Source organism: Phyllobacterium zundukense (assembly GCF_002764115.1).
GTDB classification, from domain to species: Bacteria; Pseudomonadota; Alphaproteobacteria; order Rhizobiales; family Rhizobiaceae; genus Phyllobacterium; species Phyllobacterium zundukense.
The window spans coordinates 1,204,173-1,223,201 of the sequence record NZ_CP017940.1 but is presented as its reverse complement, the minus strand read 5'-3'; the positions used below and the strand labels follow the sequence as shown (position 1 = coordinate 1,223,201).

The window sequence follows — 19,029 nt, the reverse complement described above, 5'->3', positions numbered from 1 at the left end:
AGGTAAAAATGGACTCAAGCGAGTCGAACGCGGACGTTGCACCCTCAGGACAATCCATTGTCCATATTGCCGTTCAATTGGGCCTCGTCGCCCTTCTGGTTTATGTTTGTGCTAGGATAATATCGCCTTTCATGGGCATTCTGCTTTGGTCGGCGATCTTGGCTGTCATACTACATCCCTTGCATCTCCGCCTATCCAACCGGCTCGGCAATCGCTGGTCGGCATTTCTCATCGGCATCGTCGGCGTTGCGGTCGTGCTGGTACCAATGTTCGTCGTGGTCACATCGCTTGGGTCTTCCATTTATTCGCTTGTATCCGGCTTGCAGAACCACAGCTTGACTATTCCGCCGCCTCCAACGTGGCTTGCTGATCTGCCGCTGGTCGGAGCCAAGCTCTCAGAGGGTTGGTCGCTCACTGCCACCAACCTACCGTTGGCACTCAGTAAATACGGTCAGATGCTGACTAGGCCCGCTGCGTGGCTCGCATCCTTCGCTGGCGGCTTGGCCGCGGGCGGCCTGTCTTTCGTTCTTTCCATTGTGATTGCCGCAGTTCTTGTCGCGTTTGCCAGGGGTGCAGCGGCTTTTGCCCTGGGTCTGCTGGAGGTAGTCACCAACAGTAAGGCGCGCGGGGCCCGACTCCTCAAGCTGACAACCGCGACGATCCGGGGAGTGGCGGTCGGGGTGGTCGGCGTGGCGGTAATCCAGTCGATGCTTGTTGGCGTCGGCTTCTTCGCCATTGGGCTTCCGGCCGCCGGAGCGCTGACGCTTGTGACGTTTCTATTGGCACTCGTGCAGGTGCCGCCGCTGCTGTTGACTGTGCCTGTTATGGCTTATGTCTTTGCCACGGAAGCGACGACACCCGCGGTAATCTTCGCCGTTTGGGCCTTCGTCGCGGGGCTGAGCGACAATATCCTCAAGCCATTGATGCTCGGCCGCGGACTGGACGTGCCGATGCCGGTCATTTTAATCGGTGTCATCGGAGGGATGCTGGCCGACGGCCTTCTCGGTATATTTGTAGGCCCCGTGCTGCTGGCGGTCGGCTTTGTATTGCTAATGGAATGGATGCGCCAGCGCGCCGTCGAGGACGGACCCCAGATCGAAGGTCCGGCTCTATGATTGCGGTCATTGCTCTCGGCTTGCTGGCGATGTCGATATGCCTCGCGCTTCAAGCGCTGGCTTCCATGCTCGCCGCGCGTTACTTTGCTCACGCCATGATAAAACCCATTGGCCCAAAGCCTTGGCGTGCGATCTTCCTGCAATTTTCGGTTCTGATGATCGTGCTCATGGTGGGCAATATCGTCCAAGTCGCATTTTGGGCGCTGCTATATAGCGTGCTCGGTGCCTTCGAGGACTTTGAAACGGCAATGTATTTTTCGGGCGTCACCTTCACCTCACTTGGCTACGGCGACGTGGTGCTCCATGGCCGTATCCGGCTGCTTGGGCCGTTACAGGCTGCCAATGGGCTGATGATGTTCGGGATCACGACCGCCCTCTTCTTTTCGGCTATCCAGCAGGCCACGGCGAAGTTGACCACGGCAATTCGAAGCGCACGTGAGCCGTAGCGTACGGAGCAACGGCCGCTTTTGGCGCAAAGCGGACATTTATGGAGGTCTTAAGCTGCAGGGGTAAGCTGTCTCGGCTCGAACTCAACTTGCGTCATGCGTCCGGGGATATCGATCAGTGCGATGACGCGGCCCTCTCCACTCGTCTTGAGGTAGGGATAGCACGCCTGCATTGTTCGCAGATAGGCGATCGGGCCCATCTGGAAATTGCGCTGCAACTGCTCCGCCGACAGATCGATGATGGATGAGAACGGCGCAGATGGATCGAACGCGTTGTTCACGAGGATGTCGACCCCGCCATAGGCAGTGACCACCTTATCCACCGCCGCCTTGATCTGATCGGCATCGCTGATGTCACAAGACACGCCAAGGGCGGTCCCACCCGCGGCTTTAATGTCCGCGACAACGGCGTCCACATTTGCAGGCGTGAGCGAAAGCGCAGCGACCTTCGCGCCTTCGGCCGCAAATAACTTTGCTGTGGCACGGCCTATGCCGCGACCGGCGCCGGTAACGATGGCAACCTTTCCGTTGAGTCGACCCATATTAATCTCCATTCGAAAAGGGGTTGGTGTTTTTTGCCCTGTCAGAGCATTGACGCCTGCAGGTAGGACGAAGCAATTTCTCGAGCCGCGTTTTGTGTGACGAAAGAGGTGACGAGCAATGCGAGCCCCACCGCCGCCGGCACTGCTCCTCTGGGCTTGTGCGGACACCGAGGTGCGCTAAACCGGATAACAGTAGGTGATAGAAGATGCCGGCATAGGCGAGATCGCTGAGCGCAACGCTGAAGCGCGACACGATAGCCGCCACACCCAAGACCTTCACGGCGATCATGACGGGCACCAGGTAGGCCGGATAGCCGAGCTCGGAGAGGATCTGACGAACCCAGGCGCCCTTAGTCACGTACGTGATCGCGGAAGTCAGATACAGCAGACTCAGAAGTGCTGTGCTAATCCAATATGTATAAGTTGCGGCCATGTGATCTTCCTATTTGCCGCCCAGCAGCAACCTCTTTTTCGTCGACTTTCTCGCTGCGCACCTGCAGCACAGATTGAAAATGTCGTCTAAGATTGATATGTGCAAGTAGGATGAATTACTCGCAGTTAGTATGGAAAACCAGACCATGCCCGACGAAGGGATCAACATGCACGAGGAGATGCGGCGCGCATTCGCGTTGCTCTCTGGCAAGTGGAAGCTGGAGATCATGTGGTTGCTCAATCAGCGGGTATACCGCTTCGGGGAGCTGCGAAAGGCGATCCCCGGCATCACCCAGCACATGCTGACGGCACAACTGCGCGAGCTCGAAGCGGATGGGCTGGTCTCGCGCACCGTGTTCGCGGAAGTGCCGCCACGCGTCGAGTATGCGATCACGCCAAAGGCGCGTGGGCTTGGTCCCACGCTGGAAGCGCTCACCACCTGGTGGAACGAGTATGGAAAGAGCGTTCCGGCGAAGCCAAGCACGCGCGGTCGTAAACCTAGAGGCAGCTGATTTTCTTGGCTCGCCAATTCGCCGGCTAGTCTGACAGCTAGATGTTGACCTGGGTTCCGATTTCCACCACGCGGCCCGTTGGAATCTGAAAGTATTCGGTTGCATCGCTGGCTGTGTGCGCCAGAGCTATGAACAGCCGGTCCTGCCAATAGGGCATTTCAGAACGGACTGCCGCTTTCAGCGAACGGCGTGACAGGAAGAAAGACGTTGTCATGATGTCGAACTTCAGCCCTTGCTGGCGGCAGATCGCCAGCGTGCGGGGAATATTGGGTTGTTCCATATAGCCAAATGTCAGCGTCACACGCACAAACAGATCGTTGATGGGCTCAATCCGTGCACGCTCATTTTTCTTAACAACGGGCGACGCTGCAGTAACGACGGTCAGGATGACGTTCTTCTCATGCAGGACCTTGTAATGCTTCAGGCTGTGCAAGAGAGCAGCCGGACTGCTTGCTGGATCCCCGGTCAGGAAGACCGCAGTACCCGGAACCAGGGTTGGGGGACTTTGTGCCATCTTGTTGGCAATCAGATCGAGCGGCACTTCGTCCTTTCGAACCTTCGCCGCTAACTGACGGCTTCCCCTTACCCAAGTGAACATAACGATCACGATAACGATTGCGACCACCAAGGATGCCCAACCACCATCAATCACTTTGATCAGATTCGCGCCGACGAAGGTAATATCGATGATTAGGAAACCTGCTGTTACCAGAACGGAAACCCACAAGCGCCACTTCCAGATCCGGCTCATCACAATGAACAGCAATGTCGTTGTAACCAGCATATTGCCTGTGACCGCGATACCATAGGCCGCCGCAAGATTTGTCGAGCGCTCAAAGCCCAGCACCAAGAGAATGACGACGAGCCCGAGAAAAAAATTGACCCTCGGCAGATAGACCTGTCCCGATTGTTTTTCCGAGGTGTGTTCGATGGTCAGCCGCGGCAGGAGATTGAGCTGCACCGCCTGCCGGGAAAGCGAATAGGCTCCGGAGATGACCGCCTGGCTGGCGATAACCGTTGCCGCCGTGGCCAAAAGCACCATGGGCAGCAGCGCCCATGGTGGGAACATTTCGAAGAACGGATTCTTGGCCGCTTCTGCGTGAGCGAGTACGAACGCGCCCTGGCCGAAATAGTTCAAAAGCAGGCATGGAAATACGATCCACATCCATGCCGTAACGATCGGCCGGCGGCCAAAATGTCCAAGATCCGCATAAAGGGCTTCTGCCCCTGTTACAGCGAGAAACACGGTGCCGATCGTTGCAAAGGCGGTGCCTGGGTTGCGCACGACATAATCAAATCCGTAATAGGGGTTGACCGACACAAGGATGCTCAGATCATCGAACAGATGCCAGAGACCGAAAAATCCGAGTGCCAGAAACCAGATCAACGTGATCGGCCCGAAAACGATGGCCATGCGTGCCGTGCCAAAGCGTTGCACGGCAAACAGCGTCAGCAAAATCACGAGTGTAATCGGGACAATATAGGGTCCAAGCGCCGGCGCGACGACCTCAAGTCCTTCGACCGCCGAAAGCACCGAAATCGCCGGCGTGATGACAGCGTCCCCATAAAACAGCGATGCGCCAATAATGCCGATGCTCAGGATCAGGGTGGGCCGGGTTTTATAGCTGGCCCTCGCCAGGGCCATCAGAGAAAGAATACCGCCTTCGCCGTCATTGTCGGCACGCAGAACAAACAGCACATACTTGATAGTCACAATCAGCGTCAGTGCCCAAAAGATCATGGAAACGATGCCTAGTACGTCAGCCCGGATCAAACCGCCGTCGGATGAGGCGGCATGAATTGCTTCGCGAAAGGCATAGATGGGACTTGTCCCGATGTCGCCGTAGACAACACCCAGTGCGCCGATCACCAGGACTGGAAATGTCTCCCTGTGATGAACCTCCTCTCCTGCCGCGGCGGAACCCGCAATATCATAATCATCACCTATTTGCTGCTTACTCATAAAATTATTCTCTTGTTGAAATCCGCGTTGAGGTAGAGACGCTCCTAACTTTTTACAGAATCTGCTTGAATTCACCAACCAAAGTTATTTCCAAGGTCCGCTTGTGGGGCGCAAAGCGGAAATTAAGTCGGTCTATGCCGCTGGGCTGAGGAAGCTGCCGGACATCGAGCGGATCACTGCTCAGTAAACACGGAGAGCGAAGCCATGAAAAGTCTTCGCGTTCAAATCTACGCCGGCTTGCTGCTCGCCGCGGCCAACAACGCCGCACTTGCACAGGTGCAGCCCCCGCATGCACCGGCCGGCAGCGCTGTCCCGGTCACCGTCGACAACTTCAATCGCGCCGAGTCGGACCTGGTCATGGGCCAATCGTCAAAGACGGCGGCTTCGGCAAGTACATCCACCACCGCGAGCTATACCCAATCGACGCGCCCATCGTACGCCCCAACCGCGACACTCTGTATTCGTTTTCAATCTTGACCTTGATGCCGGCCCCGTCACACTAGGGCGTAGACTCATAAGCGCCTAGCCAAATGCGGATTGATGAAGGCAAGATAACTAGCGCTGGAAAGCTGGCGCTCTCTACTTGGCGGAGAACACAAATTACCCGCTCCGTTACCGGGGAAACATTGATGGTGAATGAACTGCGATAATTCTCAGGAGCTCACGAAATGGCAAGCACCAAACGGTCCTATGATAAGTCACTGTTGCGGAAGGCCTTCGATGTGGCGCGGCGTTCGCGCGAAGGCGGGGATCACCCATTTGGTTCAATTCTCGCCGACCATGATGGCAATGTTTTACTGGAACAGTGCAATGGCTACAGTTCAGAAGGTGGCGACCGCACGGCCCACGCGGAGCGGCTTCTCGCTACGCGAGCCGGCAAAGCCTATGATTTGGATTTTCTTGCCGGATGCACGATGTATACATCCGCGGAGCCATGCGCCATGTGCTCAGGCGCGATCTATTGGGCAGGCATAGGGCGCGTCGTGTTTGGCCTGTCGGAGAGAGAGATGAAACAACAGATAGGCGATAGCCAGGAAAATCCGACGCTTGATCTCCCCTGCCACATCGTGTTCGCCGCCGGTCAGCGCCCAACGGAAGTCGTCGGCCCCTTGCTTGCGAGCGAGGCGGCGAAACTCCACGAAGAATACTGGTCTGGCCGTTAATGGCCCTTCTGGGACATGCCAACGGTAGCCGATAATGCCCGCTTTCGCTTCGGAAGCAGGCATACGTGCATGATCTAGCCATGCCCGTCTGTGAGTTCACGCCAGAATCAGAGCCAGAAGGCAAATGCCGCCGGGGCCCCTATTGGCCCTAGATTGAGTTGCAAGCCCGTAGCGCATGAACAGCTCGTAGCCAGTTCCCCAAATTAACAGTTACGTACTTGCGGTTTCCTCCCAACAAGAATCCACTGACTCCGGCGGGGCGCGATGAACGGGCCAGCTTGCGGATTGTTGTTCATTGCCGTGCCTCATAAACGGGGAAGGACCGACGATCATGACAACCATAACACGCAGAGGCTTTGTCTGCGGGATCGCTCTGATCCCGGCTCTCCGGTTCACAGTTGCACGCGCCCAAACCAGCGTCACACCCGAAGAGGCCCGCGCCATCGCCAAGGAAGCCTATATCTACGGCTTCCCGATGGTGGACAGTTACCGCATCCAACACGCCTATTTCGTCGATACAAAGAATCCAGAATACAAGGGGCCTTGGAACCAGATCATCAATACTCCGCGTGTTTATACGCCAGCCGACACAGCGATCCAAACGCCCAACTCGGATACGCCCTATTCGTGGCTCGGTCTGGACCTGCGCACCGAACCGATGGTGCTCACCGTGCCGGTAATCGAGAAGGAGCGATATTTCAGCGTCCAGCTTATCGATGCCTACACTTTCAACTTTGACTATCTTGGTAGCCGCGCGACTGGCAATGATGGCGGCAACTTCCTCGTCGCCGGACCTGGCTGGAAGGGCGAGACGCCCAAGGGCGTGAAGAAAGTGATCCACTCGGAAACCGAGTTCATATGGGCTGCCTATCGCACACAGCTTTTCAATCCGGACGATCTCGACAACGTCAAGAAAGTCCAAGCCGGCTACAAAGCAGAGCCGCTGTCCAAATTCCTCGGCCAGCCCGCGCCAGCGGCCGCGCCCGCGGTTGATTTCATCAAGACGCTGACGCCGAAAGAAGAGAGAACGTCGCCCGAGTTTTTCAGCATCCTGAACTTCATCCTGCAATACTGCCCGACCGATCCGTCGGAGACCGAGCTGATGGCGCGTTTTGCCAGAATCGGAGTCGGTGCGGGGCAGACCTTCGATGCCAGCAAGCTCTCACCCGAAATGAAGACCTCGATCGAGCAGGGAATGGCCGATGCTTGGGCTGAACTCGCGAATTTGGAGAAACAAAAAATCGACACGGGGGAAGTGACGTCCGGTGACGTCTTCGGGACGCGCGAGTATTTGAAGAACAATTACCTCTACCGCATGGCCGGTGCCGTACTCGGCATCGGGGGCAACTCGAAGCAGGAGGCGATGTATCCGGTCTATGCCGTCGATGCCGAGGGTAAAAAGCTTGATGGCGCTAACCAATACGCGCTTCACTTCACGCCGGGGCAACTGCCGCCTGTCAATGCCTTCTGGTCGCTCACCATGTATGAGCTGCCACAAAGCCTTCTCGTGGCCAATCCGATCAACCGCTACCTGCTCAACTCGCCGATGCTGCCGCAGTTCGTGAAGGACGCCGATGGCGGCCTGACGTTCTATATCCAGAACGAGTCCCCCGGCAAGGATAAGGAGCCGAACTGGCTTCCTGCACCCAAAGGTCCATTCATTGCTTTCATGCGCCTCTACTGGCCGAAAGAAGCAGCGCTGGATGGCACGTGGAAGCACCCGCCGATGAAGCGGTCGGCATAGGAAGGATGGGGCGGGCTGAGCATGGGCTAAATCGGGTCGCAGAACGCTGACCTGACGGCCGCTTTTGGCGCAGAGCGGACATCGTTCAACTTCTGCTATTGCCGCAAAGTTGCGGTATTAGGTAGCAAAGACCACCAAATTCCTCTATATAGTTGAAAAATAATCAGTTTGTGGACCCCGCTGTGATGCATAGCGAACCAAAAATGCCTAGGGGGCTGGTCAGGGCAACCAAGGTTGCGTGGACAGTTTCCGTGATTGCCATCGCAACTGCGTTGGGAGCCTTGCTCGGATGGGAGAACCACGGACTCATTGGGGCCATTGCGCTAGGATTTGTCGGTTTCGTCGTCGGTATTTTTGTCAGTTATCCGTCCATGATTTTGCAGTTGTTGACTTGATTAACGTCTTCCCGAGCGCAAGGCGGACACAATGGAATGGCCGCTTCTGGCCCAATGCAGACATTGAGCAAATCCATCGCAGCCTAACATTCATGAAACCAACGACGTTTGCGGCAATAGTGTTCATCTGGTATTGGTGGGTTACCAGTTTCTACTTTATTTATTTGGAATTTGTGATTGCGCTTGTCGCTTGAGCCGCAAAGAACCGGAGGTTCTGTTCAATCGGTGATACGATGGTGTGGGGAGTTTCGCCGAATGGCCAGAAAGTCACTTTTGCTTGTCGGTTGTCTACGATGGTTCTCGATCCTCGCAGTGCTGATGCTTGTGGGAGGCTGTGCGGGACGTCCGAAGAACGTCTTGCTGCCGGTGGCCGATACTGCTCCTACGTCGAGCCGGGTCGATATGCTGGTGACCACGACCCGTAGCCGCTCCACCAATCGTGGTGAGATGTTTACGGGTGAACGGGGGCTGATGCCGGCATTTGCCGACATCACCGTGTCGATCCCGCCAAAAAATGTCCGCAAAGAAGGTGAAGTAGCCTGGCCGAAAAAGTTGCCTCCAAACCCGGCGACCGATTTTGCCACATTGAAAGCGGATGAGTTGACGCGGGAGGAGGCCATAAAATGGCTGAACGTCTCTGTCAAGAAGAGCCCGGACCACAGCGTTCTCGTCTTTATTCACGGGTTCAACAATCGGTTCGAAGACTCCGTCTACCGTTTCGCGCAGATCGTTCAAGATTCGGGCGTGCACAGTGCGCCTGTACTGGTGACTTGGCCATCGCGTGGCAGCTTGCTTGCTTACGGCTACGACCGCGAGAGCACGAACTATACCCGGAACGCTCTGGAAAATCTGTTCCAATATCTGGCGAAAGATCCGGAGGTGAAGGAAGTCTCGGTGCTTGCCCATTCAATGGGAAACTGGCTCGCCCTGGAGTCCCTGCGTCAGATGGCAATCCGCAACGGCAAACTGCCAGCGAAATTCAAGAATGTCATGCTGGCGGCTCCTGATGTGGACGTCGACGTATTCCGTTCGCAGATTATCGACATGGGAAAACAGCGTCCACAGTTCACCTTGTTCGTTTCCCGTGACGATCGCGCGCTGGCCCTTTCGAGGCGTGTGTGGGGCAATGTGGCCCGGCTTGGGTCCATCGATCCCGAGGAGGCTCCGTATAAAAACGAACTCGAAGACAACAAGATCGCCGTGATCGACCTCACAAAAATCAAGGCTGGCGACGACCTCCATCACAGCAAGTTCGCCCAGTCTCCCGAGGTCGTTCAACTCATCGGCCAACGCATTTCGGAAGGCCAGACGCTCACGGACAACCGGGTAGGACTAGGCGACCAGATACTCGTGGCGACAACCGGCACGGCGGCCGCGGCAGGAAATGCCGCAGGCCTGATTCTGGCCGCTCCCGTTGCTGTCGTCGATCAAAACACCCGCGATAACTACGGGAGCCAGGTCGGTGAGCTGACCGGCCCGAGCGCTGCGAGAAAACCTGTCGAAAAAGGCTGCGATGCCCGACTGACAACGAAGTGCAACTGAGACAGTTCAGCTATTGCCTCTACACGGTAATTTAGTCCCATAGGCTAACAAACATATACACCAGCCACGCAGCGCCGAACGGTGCGCCTCGCACTACGCCGTGCAACGCCAGCGACACTGACCGGCGTGAGCGGACGCCCAACCCGGGCCTCTGCCGACGTGACAAAACTAAACCCTGGAATCGGCAGCTCCATTCCCACTTCCAGCAAGAATGATGAGACGACCCCCGTCACCAGGGCAATCTTGAGTTTACTTGAAACGCTCATTTGGTGCCTCCCACAGCAAAATGGTCCGGAAGTTCATCGATGTTTACAAGTTTTTTCGGATCGTCGACCTTCTTGGCATCTGTTGAGTTCTTGAACGAAAAATTGTCCGCAACGACGTCTGCCCCGGTCTTCCAATCGCTGATTTGAATGCTGTATTGCGGACCTTGATCGGCTTTAGGATCGGTGATGACATACCTGCAAGGATAGGGTTGCTCGCCTTGGGCAATCCAAATCTGCCAGTCAACTTCCTTCGCCCGGAATGCTAGATGATCGCATTCAATGCCTCCAATCACACCGCTGCCAAGGTCCTTTACGTCGACAACATCGTGCATCAATTCACCGTAGACATCCGGCAGGAGGAGATCAGCACCCGGCACAGGCCTGTTGTAAGTGTAACGCAACTCGTCGATCAAATGGTCGATCGTGCCCGGCACTTCGAACTGGGCGTAGAGATTGGCATCCTTGCCGAGCAGCGTCAGAGTCTTTCCGTCGAATGTCATCTCGACATTGGCAAATCCACCGGCGCGCGTTGCACGAATTTTGTCTGGCCTACCCACTTCCATCGTGCCCGAACTTGCCAGTAGCAGTTTCTGGTGGTCCTTGGTCACGACTTCGAGATTGGTGTCGTAGTTGAAGGAGATCGCCTTTTGCGCCGCCAGATAGTCGGACATCGCCTTGAGGATAGTTTTGGCTTCGGCCTCGCCGGCCGATGCTCCCGTGGCCGTTCCGGACGCAATGATTAGAGCCAGCACCGCTGATGAGAGCGCTGTCGCAGTGAAATCCATGGTATTATGAGCGGTTGTGATCATAGAAGCATGCCTTCCTTTTTGTTATTGCACATCCCTCGGATGGTGCGTCCCTTGTTGGCAATGCCAGTGCACTCGACAAAGCGTCTGGATACAAATTCCGATTACGCTGCGCACCGCCGCATCAGCAATCAGAGCCTTGTGCTGGCGACGGGGCAATCACGAATTCACGTTAACCCAGTAACCTCTGCAGCGGATGGCGGCGTACCCTTGTGGTGATCCAGGCTTTGATTTCCGGATCGTCCAGGAGTTTGATCAGTTCCTCAACATTGGCCGGCAGTGGTGATGGTGTGGAAGTCGGCTGCGCTTGTGAAACCGCGATAGAGGCACACCAAACAGCCAAGCTCAGTGCAAGCATGACGCTCCCTCTGGCGGTCAAGTCCAGGATTGCAGCAATGTGCATTCAAATCCCCTGACATGCAGTTTCAACACCATACGCTTAAGATCTCGGCGTGTCTCAAAAACAATGGGTGCGGGGGAGCCTCCGCTAAAGGGTTAGCTTAGGGAGAGACACAAGCCAACCTCGGTGTCTGCTATTGGCTGCTATTGCTGCAAAAGTTGCGGGTGGTGGTCCGTTTGTCGAGTGATGCCTCAGGCAGTTTCTGCCAAATTCTGATACCAGGATCGACAGGGGCCTTAGCCTGCGGGTACGACAATAGTACGACATTCAAATATACCTGCAACCAAGTATATGATTATATTATCAAATTTCGAACATCATTCCAATCGATCATCGGCGCTACAGCAAAGCGATTGCGCTTGTAGTCGCTATATTTTTTTGTCGTTTCAATCACTTGCTGGCAATTCCGGACTGTCTCGCTGACCGCGGTTCGGGCCGTTCCTGGCATTTCCCCTTATAGCGGGAAAATCAAAAACAGGCACTATCGACTAAACTGCTCAAATCGTAATCGAGCGCATAGGTAAAATTGTCCATCGTGAGCGCGGTCAGCCCCGTTTACCAAACGAAGCCCAAATAGCTCCGTTTATTGACCGCGTGATAAAACCGCAACACCGATTTCCGAACCCGTGGTTCGATGACAGATCGGTTTTGCACCGACCGGAGAACAGGAATAAGCATCTCGCGGGGACATGAGCTTATTGACAAACTTTCTCGATCGGAGATCTGAAAAAATGAAAATCAAGAGCCTTCTCCTGGGTTCCGCTGCAGCCTTGATTGCAGTTTCCGGTGCACGTGCCGCGGATGCGGTTGTAGTGGCTGAACCAGAGCCCGTTGAATATGTCCGTGTGTGCGACGCCTATGGCGCCGGCTTCTTCTATATCCCCGGTACAGAAACCTGCCTCAAGGTCAGCGGCTATGTCCGTTACGACGCACAGGGCGGTGATGACGTCTATAACGGCGGCGAGCTCGGCACATGGGTAAAGCACACTCGTGCAGAGGTCCGCTTCGATGCCCGTTCGGAAACCGAACTTGGCACGTTGCGCTCGTATATTCAGACCCGCTTCGACTTCGAAGATGGTATAAACGAAGGCGCTAGTATTCCCCAGGCGTACATCGAGCTCGGCGGCTTCCGCGTCGGTATTGCCGATGAAATCTTCGGCTCCTGGAACGGTTATGCTGGCGATATCATCAACGACGATGTGATCAACTACAACAGCTGGGAAACGAACCAGATCAGCTATACCTTCTCCGGTGGGAATGGTTTCTCCGCAATCATCGCCGCTGAACAAGGCTCCATCAACGACGGTTATGCCGATTACGTCATCGAGGACTACATGCCGCATGTCCTTGCCGGCGTGAAGTATGAACAGGGTTGGGGCACCATTTCAGCCATCGGCGGCTATGACTCCAATGTTGAGGAATTTGCCGGCAAGGCTCGCCTGGATGTGAAAGTCACCGACGCCGTGACAGCTTGGGTTATGGGCGGCTATCAGTCCAACTATGACGACACACGCACGAACCGTAACTTCCTCGCGCCATGGCATGGTGATTGGGCCGCATGGGGCGGCTTGGCCGCCAAGGTTACCGACAAGGCAACCGTAAACGCCCAGCTCGCTTATGAATCCGAAGGCACAATCGCTGCAGCTCTGAACGTGGCTTACGTGCTTGTCCCCGGCTTCACAGTAACGCCGGAAGTCAACTACACCAAGCTTGATGGCGATCGCGGCAACGACGATGCCGTGGGTGGCATCATCCGCTTCCAGCGCGATTTCTAAACGTCAAACGCTCAAGACAAATCCGGAGGCACTGCCTCCGGATTTTTTTGTTCTGATTTCCGTTGAGAATTGGCCAAAGGCGGTTTCGAACAAGACTTATATCTGTTCCGAAACAGCTACAAATGCTGCAGACTTTTTCAATACTGCGACGAGTTCATTGCCTGCGTCACTGACGGATCCGGAATTATCGATCATGACCGCATCGGCCGGATCGCATGGATTGGGTGCAGCCCGCATTAGACGACGCCGGATTTCCTCGGCATCCTCGCGTCCACGTGAGGCCAATCGTTCCGCCAGAACCTCATGCGAAGCGGTGATATGTACAACCAGAAAATTGGCATAAGACTCACGAAGCGCGGGCAGGATGCCGCGCGAGACATTGGCAATCGTCACGGCGCCGCGTTCAATTTCATCATCGACAGATTTTGGCAGCCCGTAGTGCAAACCATGAGCCTTCCAGAAATGGCAAAACGCCCCTGCCCGCTTTGCTGCCAGAAACTGTTCTTCACTCAACGTGTCATGATCTTCCGCATCGGCGGATGACGGGCGTGTCACCACACGGCGCACGAAATGATATCCGGGCTGGTCTGCAAGCGCAGTCCGAGCGAAATCGATGATCGTATCCTTGCCTGCACCGCTCGGCCCAACAACGGCAATGAAAGCGCCGTTACGCAGCGGCGCAGTCGCGGGATTGAGCGCGCGTTCAATCATAGCAGCCGCCATCATACGACCCGGCGGCCTTCCCGCCAGACGGTACGCACCACCGGAATATGTTCATCGACACGCACTCGCACGAGATCAGCGCGCTTGCCGACCTCGATGACGCCGCGATCGTCGAAGCCGACGGCCTGTGCAGGATTCTTTGTCACCAGACGCACCGCATCCGGCAAGGTAATGCCATCGACAGCCTCGCTCAGGAAGAACGTCGACTGGATCAGACTGAACGGAATGTAGTCAGACGATAGAATATCGAGATAACCATGTTCGGCCAGCTCGCGTGCCGAGACATTTCCGGAGTGCGAGCCGCCACGCACCACATTCGGCGCGCCCATCAGCACCGACAGTCCTGCTTGTTTTGAGGCAGCGGCAGCTTCCAGCGTTGTTGGAAATTCAGCCACATGAATGCCTTGCTCGACCGCTTCATCGACATGCGCAAGGGTGGCGTCATCATGGCTCGCCAGCACGATTCCGCGTTCGCGGCACAAATCCGAAATCGCCTTGCGTTGCGGAGCGGAATTCCGGGCCGATTCCGCTATGCGTTTTTCACAAAATGCATTGAACTCCTGATCAGAGAGTTTCAACTTGCGCTGATAGTAATAGGTATAAGTTTCCAGATTGACGAACTGGCGCTGACCTGGCGCGTGGTCCATCAATGATGCCAGCCGGACGCGGCTGTCATTATCAAAATGGGCGAAACCTTCCAGGCAATCCGGCACTGAAACTTCGCACCGCAAGTGGAAATAGTGATCGGCACGCAAACGGCCCTCTTTGACGCTGTTTTCGATCGCGTCGGCCAGTTTGCGGGTTTCTGTCGCTGTAATGTCCGCATCCTCGTCCAAACCTACCCGCAAGGCATCGAGTACGGTCGTGATGCCCGACGTCGCGATCTGCCCATCATGTGCAAGCACGGCGGCAATCGGGTTCCATCGAACCCGCGGGCGCGGCAAATAATGACCTTCGAGGTGATCGGTATGCAGTTCGATCAGACCGGGAATGAGAAAATCGCCCTCAAAATCCTCGCCGCCTGCAACGGAGCCTTCTGAAATGTCAGCAATTTTGCCGTCACGGATCATAACCGATCCCGAGATCACTTCATTTTCGAGAACGATTTTCGCATTGTTCAAGGTCAGTTCGGCGGACATTTATGCAGTCTTTCTTCGGTTGGTTCCTGCGAGCGGGTGCAGCGAGTGTATTTCAAAAGGAAACCTGGGCTCAGCTTCAGTGAACAGAGCGAGATTGTTAATTTCGACCGGTTCTTCGAGAACCGGCTCAAGGAATTCGCTCAGGATATGTTCAATTTTCGGCCGATCCCGTTCAGGCACCGGACCCGTGAGTGTCATGTGAAAGCGAAAATCCTCGAAAACATAGGGGTAGCCCCACTGTTCGAGATTTCGGCGCTGTGCAGCACTCATTCCATCGGGATTGCGACGTTTGATTTCCTGCTCGCTTGGCGGCGCGCGAAAGCGGTCGAATGCAACAACCACATCGTTTGCCAGTTGATTGAGACGATTGAGCGGCTCTGCCGGTACGAGCGCAAAAAAACCGTCGAGGCAGGCAATCTGCAATTTCGGAATTTCAACCGGGTCAATCGAAGAGGCAAAATGCATCAGCGCCGACAGGAGTTCGCGTTCCTCGATGCCATCAGCAAGGTGAAATGGCGCTTTCAGCGTCGCATGAAATCCATAGCGGCGCGGCGATCCCGTCAACTGCGCGAAATCTTCGTGCGCAAGATCGCGGATCTGCGGTGCCTTTACCGGTTGACCAGTAAAGGCATTCCGGCCGAGCCAGTTCGCCGCTACTTTGAGCAGCGGATCACTTGAAGGCGGCGTGAAATAGATGGCATAGCGCATTTTGATTCCTCCGGAACACTCTCGCGTTACGCTCCGATTATGACAAGCCTTTGAACACAACCATATCTCAATGCTGCTTTCCGGTCAGTCGCGACCGCAACGCATTGGATATGTTATCGAAGATGAAGATCACAGCCAGAATGAGCACCACCATATAGGCGACATTATGCCAGTTGGTGTTTGTACGCATGGCTTCCCAGAGCTTGAGACCAATGCCACCTGCCCCCACCGCACCGATGATTGTCGCCGACCGCGTATTCGACTCCCAGAAATACAGCGCCTGGCTGGCGAAAACCGGCAGAACCTGTGGCACGACGCCATATCGCTGCACATTCACAGGCGATGCACCAACCGATTTGACCCCTTCTCGCTGCTTGTCATCGATATTTTCCAGTGTCTCGGAATAGACCTTTCCAAGCGTACCGGTGTCGGTAAAGAATATCGCCGAGATGCCGGCGAGCGGTCCCGGCCCAAAGGCCCGCGTAAAGAACAGCGCCCAGATCAGCATATCGACCGATCGCAAAAAATCGAAGAAGCGCTTGGTGATCTGGTTGGCAAAGAAATTCGGCATGATGTTGCGGGCAGCGATAAAGGCGAGCGGAAACGAAACCAGAGACGCGAGCAGCGTGCCCATGAAAGCCATGACGATGGTCTGCATCAGTTTCGTCCAGACGTCGCCGTGCTGCCAGGACGAATTGTACCAGATATTGTCGAATGCGAGAGCGGCATTGGACATTTCCGGCTTGATGCGCTCTCCGCCGATGATCATCGACGCCACCTCGCCAAAGGATTTGTTCCAGAAAGGCGAAGCGGTGTCGAAAACAAAATTCGCCCAGCCGAGAAACCGCCGGCTCACCACAACGCGCTCCGGAATAATGTCCGCCTGTCCGGCAAAACCGAAAGTGACCGTTACCTGATCCTCCTTCAGTGTTGCCCATTTTGGCAGCGCCCCTTGAGGCTTGGCTCCGTCGGCTGCAATCAGAACCGTAAGGCTTTCGCCATTGCGTGTCGCGATCACGCGCTGGTCGTTGATATCGAGCGATTTGCCGGCACCGAACAATATCGTGACATCGTTGCCATTCCGAACAACCCAATCCGGTTTTGGATTATCGCCGAGTTCGGAAAATCGGGGATAGGTCACTGTCGTCGCCGCCGGCGACATACGTACTGTCGTCTTGATCGCATAGGATACCCAGTCGCGTGCATAGAGTTCGGCACGCTGCCACTGGCCACTGGCCAGGACGGTTCCGATGGAAAAGAACCACCAGCAATAAACGACATAGAGAACAATACCCGCCGCAATCAGAAGCGGCATGAAGCGCTTCCAGACGGGCGGGTTGAAAACCGCTGGATGCCGGGTTTCTAAATCGGTGATGGCAGCGGAAGAAAGTGCGTTCATGATTGCTTTCCACCAAAGGCGAAGGCCTGATTGCCGACGAGACGGCGGCGCAACCAGGCGGAAAATTGATCGACAGCGATGATCGTCACCAGCAATAACAGCACGATGGCGAGCGTCTTAGCCTGATGGCCCCGGCCGATCGACAGCCGCAACTCCTCGCCAATTCCGCCGCCACCGACAGCACCGATAATGGTCGAGGCGCGGACGTTAATTTCCAGACGGAGCAGCGCGTAGGACATGAAGTTCGGCATGACCTGCGGGACAATGCCGAAGCCGACCCGTTCGAACCAGTTGGCTCCAACGGCCCGCAACCCCTCATCCGCCTTCATGTCCGCATTCTCGACCACTTCGAAGAACAGCTTTCCAAGGGCGCCTATCGTGTGAATGCCGACGGCGAACATGGCGGGGATTGGGCCCAGCGATAATATCGCCGCAAAGAAGCCGGCAATGACTATCTCGGGAAAGGCGCGCAGGATTTCCATATAGCGACGCGCGACGAAGCGGATCAGCTTGCTTTTCACCAGATTTTTGGCGGCGAGAAAGCAGAGAAGGAAGCCAAAAATGAAACCAATGAGCGTGGAAAGGATCGCAATATTGAGCGTTTCCAGCATTTTGTAGAAATATTCTGGAAAATAGAAGGCGCCAAACAGATAGACCCGGCCTTCTGGATAATCATATTTCAGGCTTCCGTCGAAATAGGGCGATGGCAGATCGAACATGGCCCGCCATACTTCCCAGCCGTCGCGCGGAATAAGATCGCCAGCAAAGTCAAAAAAATGCGGCAGGCGGTCGAAGAATTTGCCGGCATTGGATTCATTGGCGAACCAGAGGGAGCCAGCGACCGTAACCAGAAGGCAGATCGAAATAAGCCAGGAATAGGCGCGGCGGCGCGCGGCAAGTTCCTGCCAGTGCCGTTCGATCTGGATGCCTTCGGCTGAAAGCTCGGCGGAAATGGCTCGGCTCATAAACTTATCCCTCCAGAGCACAAAAAATCACGGCCAGATCCCGCAGGAACCGGCCGTGATCAGATTTTGTGGCGTTATCCGCCGATCTGAGCTTTGCGTGCGTCGATGATCGGCTGATAGAATTGGGTGTTCACTTCCGTATAGCCCTTGAAGTCACCGCCCATTGTTGCTGCGAAGCAGGCGGGATCAGACTTCGGCAAGTTCATCATGTAGTCCTTGAACTTAGTCTTCAGGTTGCTGTCGAGCGAAGTGCGGATAACGATCGGGCCGTTTGGAATGAGCGGCGACTTCCACAGTTCGACGAAGTCCTTCATATCGATAAGACCCTTGTCGACCATCTTGCGCAGATTGCCTGATGTGTAGCCTTCGTCAAACTTGCCCACACCCGAACCGAAGGTCGTGCCGGCATCGAACTTGCCGTCCTTGACAGCGAGAACGAGGTTCTCATGACCGCCGCCGAAACCCGTTTCGCTGAAGTAGTCCTTGACCGAAGTCTTGATGTCTTTCGGCAGCGAAGTCACTGGAATGAGATAGCCGGACGTGGAATCCGGATCAGCAAAACCGAGTTTCTTGCCCTTCATGTCGGCGAGCGTCTTGATGCCGCTGTCCTTGCGGGCAACCATGATGGAATAATAGCCGGTCGCACCATCGGTCTGAACAGTCGTCAGGATCGGTTCAACAGCCTTGGGATTGGTAAGATAGATCTTAGCGAAACCGGAAGCGCCAAGCTCTGCATAATCGAGCGTGCCGCCGAGCAGACCCTGGATGACGCCATCATAGTCGGTGGCCGGGAAGAGCTTTACTTCCTTAACGCCCAGGACCTTCGGCAGTTGATCGACAATGCACTGATAATTGCGCAGGCGATCAGCTTCATTTTCGCCGCCGATGATGCCGACGCGGAATGTTTCGAGATTTTCAGCGCGGGCCATCGAACCAGCGAGCATTGCGCCGATTGCGATTGCACTGAGTAGGGCTTTCTTGAGCAACATGGTTC

Annotated in this window: 18 protein-coding genes and 2 pseudogenes; 8 read left to right on the top strand and 12 right to left on the bottom strand. The window is 55.5% G+C overall.

All coding sequences use genetic code 11. The annotated features are described in order from the left end of the window. The first annotated feature begins 8 nt into the window (after positions 1-8). Both BLM14_RS05910 and BLM14_RS05905 read left to right on the top strand, forming a co-directional pair. A complete protein-coding gene (locus BLM14_RS05910) occupies positions 9-1,115 on the top strand; it encodes an AI-2E family transporter (RefSeq protein WP_099998533.1) in 1,107 nt (368 codons plus the stop codon). Continuing rightward, on the top strand, positions 1,112-1,561 hold the full coding sequence (locus BLM14_RS05905) for a potassium channel family protein (RefSeq protein WP_099998532.1): 450 nt from the start codon (positions 1,112-1,114) through the stop codon (positions 1,559-1,561). Before BLM14_RS05910 ends, BLM14_RS05905 begins: the two co-directional genes overlap by 4 nt. A gap of 121 nt (positions 1,562-1,682) precedes the next feature. On the opposite strand, the pseudogene BLM14_RS05900 reads toward BLM14_RS05905, so the two are convergent. Together BLM14_RS05900 and BLM14_RS05895 are read right to left on the bottom strand one after the other, a co-directional pair. Beyond that, a pseudogene (locus BLM14_RS05900) lies at positions 1,683-2,103 on the bottom strand (SDR family NAD(P)-dependent oxidoreductase); the annotation flags it as partial. 41 nt (positions 2,104-2,144) lie between these two features. After that, positions 2,145-2,536, bottom strand: a pseudogene (locus tag BLM14_RS05895) (DoxX family protein). Between the two features lie 130 nt (positions 2,537-2,666). Between BLM14_RS05895 and BLM14_RS05890 the strand changes: the two are divergent. Further along, on the top strand, positions 2,667-3,047 hold the full coding sequence (locus BLM14_RS05890) for a winged helix-turn-helix transcriptional regulator (RefSeq protein ID WP_099998531.1): 381 nt from the start codon (positions 2,667-2,669) through the stop codon (positions 3,045-3,047). A 37-nt stretch (positions 3,048-3,084) separates the two neighbouring features. Here the strand turns inward: BLM14_RS05890 and BLM14_RS05885 are convergent, their stop codons facing one another. After that, positions 3,085-5,010: a potassium transporter Kup gene (locus tag BLM14_RS05885; protein ID WP_099998530.1), complete on the bottom strand. Its 1,926-nt coding sequence runs from the start codon at positions 5,008-5,010 to the stop codon at positions 3,085-3,087. 204 nt (positions 5,011-5,214) lie between these two features. On the opposite strand from BLM14_RS05885, the gene BLM14_RS05880 reads away from it, so the two are divergent. From BLM14_RS05880 to BLM14_RS05860, 4 genes are all read left to right on the top strand, one after another. Continuing rightward, positions 5,215-5,487: a hypothetical protein gene (locus tag BLM14_RS05880; protein ID WP_099998529.1), complete on the top strand. Its 273-nt coding sequence runs from the start codon at positions 5,215-5,217 to the stop codon at positions 5,485-5,487. Positions 5,488-5,678: 191 nt separating this feature from the next. Continuing rightward, positions 5,679-6,173 carry a nucleoside deaminase gene (locus tag BLM14_RS05875; protein ID WP_099998528.1) on the top strand — a complete coding sequence of 165 codons (495 nt, stop codon included), beginning with the start codon at positions 5,679-5,681 and terminating at the stop codon, positions 6,171-6,173. 331 nt (positions 6,174-6,504) lie between these two features. Then, positions 6,505-7,917 (top strand): DUF1254 domain-containing protein, encoded by a 1,413-nt coding sequence (locus tag BLM14_RS05870; RefSeq protein WP_099998527.1) that lies wholly within the window; start codon positions 6,505-6,507, stop codon positions 7,915-7,917. Positions 7,918-8,630: 713 nt separating this feature from the next. Then, a complete protein-coding gene (locus BLM14_RS05860; RefSeq protein ID WP_418314222.1) occupies positions 8,631-9,854 on the top strand; it encodes an alpha/beta hydrolase in 1,224 nt (407 codons plus the stop codon). Between the two features lie 44 nt (positions 9,855-9,898). On the opposite strand, the gene BLM14_RS31695 is transcribed toward BLM14_RS05860, so the two are convergent. The 3 genes from BLM14_RS31695 to BLM14_RS05845 all read right to left on the bottom strand — a co-directional run bounded on the left by BLM14_RS31695 (position 9,899) and on the right by BLM14_RS05845 (position 11,329). Further along, on the bottom strand, positions 9,899-10,120 hold the full coding sequence (locus BLM14_RS31695) for a hypothetical protein (RefSeq protein WP_099998525.1): 222 nt from the start codon (positions 10,118-10,120) through the stop codon (positions 9,899-9,901). Further along, complete coding sequence (locus tag BLM14_RS05850) at positions 10,117-10,929, bottom strand: DUF2092 domain-containing protein (RefSeq protein WP_099998524.1); 813 nt, start codon at positions 10,927-10,929, stop codon at positions 10,117-10,119. The genes BLM14_RS31695 and BLM14_RS05850 overlap by 4 nt, the downstream gene beginning before the upstream one ends. 169 nt (positions 10,930-11,098) lie before the next feature. Continuing rightward, the gene (locus BLM14_RS05845) at positions 11,099-11,329 is read right to left on the bottom strand and encodes a hypothetical protein (protein WP_099998523.1); all 231 of its coding nucleotides are present in this window, start codon (positions 11,327-11,329) and stop codon (positions 11,099-11,101) included. A gap of 728 nt (positions 11,330-12,057) precedes the next feature. Here BLM14_RS05845 and BLM14_RS05840 point away from each other — a divergent pair. Then, positions 12,058-13,101 carry a porin gene (locus BLM14_RS05840; RefSeq protein ID WP_099998522.1) on the top strand — a complete coding sequence of 348 codons (1,044 nt, stop codon included), beginning with the start codon at positions 12,058-12,060 and terminating at the stop codon, positions 13,099-13,101. Positions 13,102-13,197: 96 nt separating this feature from the next. On the opposite strand, the gene phnN is transcribed toward BLM14_RS05840, so the two are convergent. The 6 genes from phnN to phnD form a co-directional block, all read right to left on the bottom strand. Further along, the gene (gene phnN / locus BLM14_RS05835) at positions 13,198-13,812 is read right to left on the bottom strand and encodes a phosphonate metabolism protein/1,5-bisphosphokinase (PRPP-forming) PhnN (RefSeq protein ID WP_237143469.1); all 615 of its coding nucleotides are present in this window, start codon (positions 13,810-13,812) and stop codon (positions 13,198-13,200) included. Positions 13,813-13,823: 11 nt separating this feature from the next. Continuing rightward, entirely contained in the window at positions 13,824-14,963 is a 1,140-nt protein-coding gene (locus BLM14_RS05830; RefSeq protein ID WP_099998520.1) for an alpha-D-ribose 1-methylphosphonate 5-triphosphate diphosphatase, read from the bottom strand. After that, positions 14,964-15,671, bottom strand: coding sequence for a DUF1045 domain-containing protein (locus BLM14_RS05825; protein ID WP_099998519.1), 708 nt, complete (start codon positions 15,669-15,671; stop codon positions 14,964-14,966). A 67-nt stretch (positions 15,672-15,738) separates the two neighbouring features. Then, positions 15,739-17,070, bottom strand: coding sequence for a phosphonate ABC transporter, permease protein PhnE (phnE, locus tag BLM14_RS05820; protein ID WP_099998518.1), 1,332 nt, complete (start codon positions 17,068-17,070; stop codon positions 15,739-15,741). Beyond that, on the bottom strand, positions 17,067-18,035 hold the full coding sequence (phnE, locus tag BLM14_RS05815; RefSeq protein ID WP_099998517.1) for a phosphonate ABC transporter, permease protein PhnE: 969 nt from the start codon (positions 18,033-18,035) through the stop codon (positions 17,067-17,069). The genes phnE (BLM14_RS05820) and phnE (BLM14_RS05815) overlap by 4 nt, the downstream gene beginning before the upstream one ends. Before the next feature lie 74 nt (positions 18,036-18,109). Continuing rightward, the gene (gene phnD / locus BLM14_RS05810) at positions 18,110-19,021 is read right to left on the bottom strand and encodes a phosphonate ABC transporter substrate-binding protein (RefSeq protein WP_100001054.1); all 912 of its coding nucleotides are present in this window, start codon (positions 19,019-19,021) and stop codon (positions 18,110-18,112) included. Between the last annotated feature and the right edge of the window lie 8 nt (positions 19,022-19,029).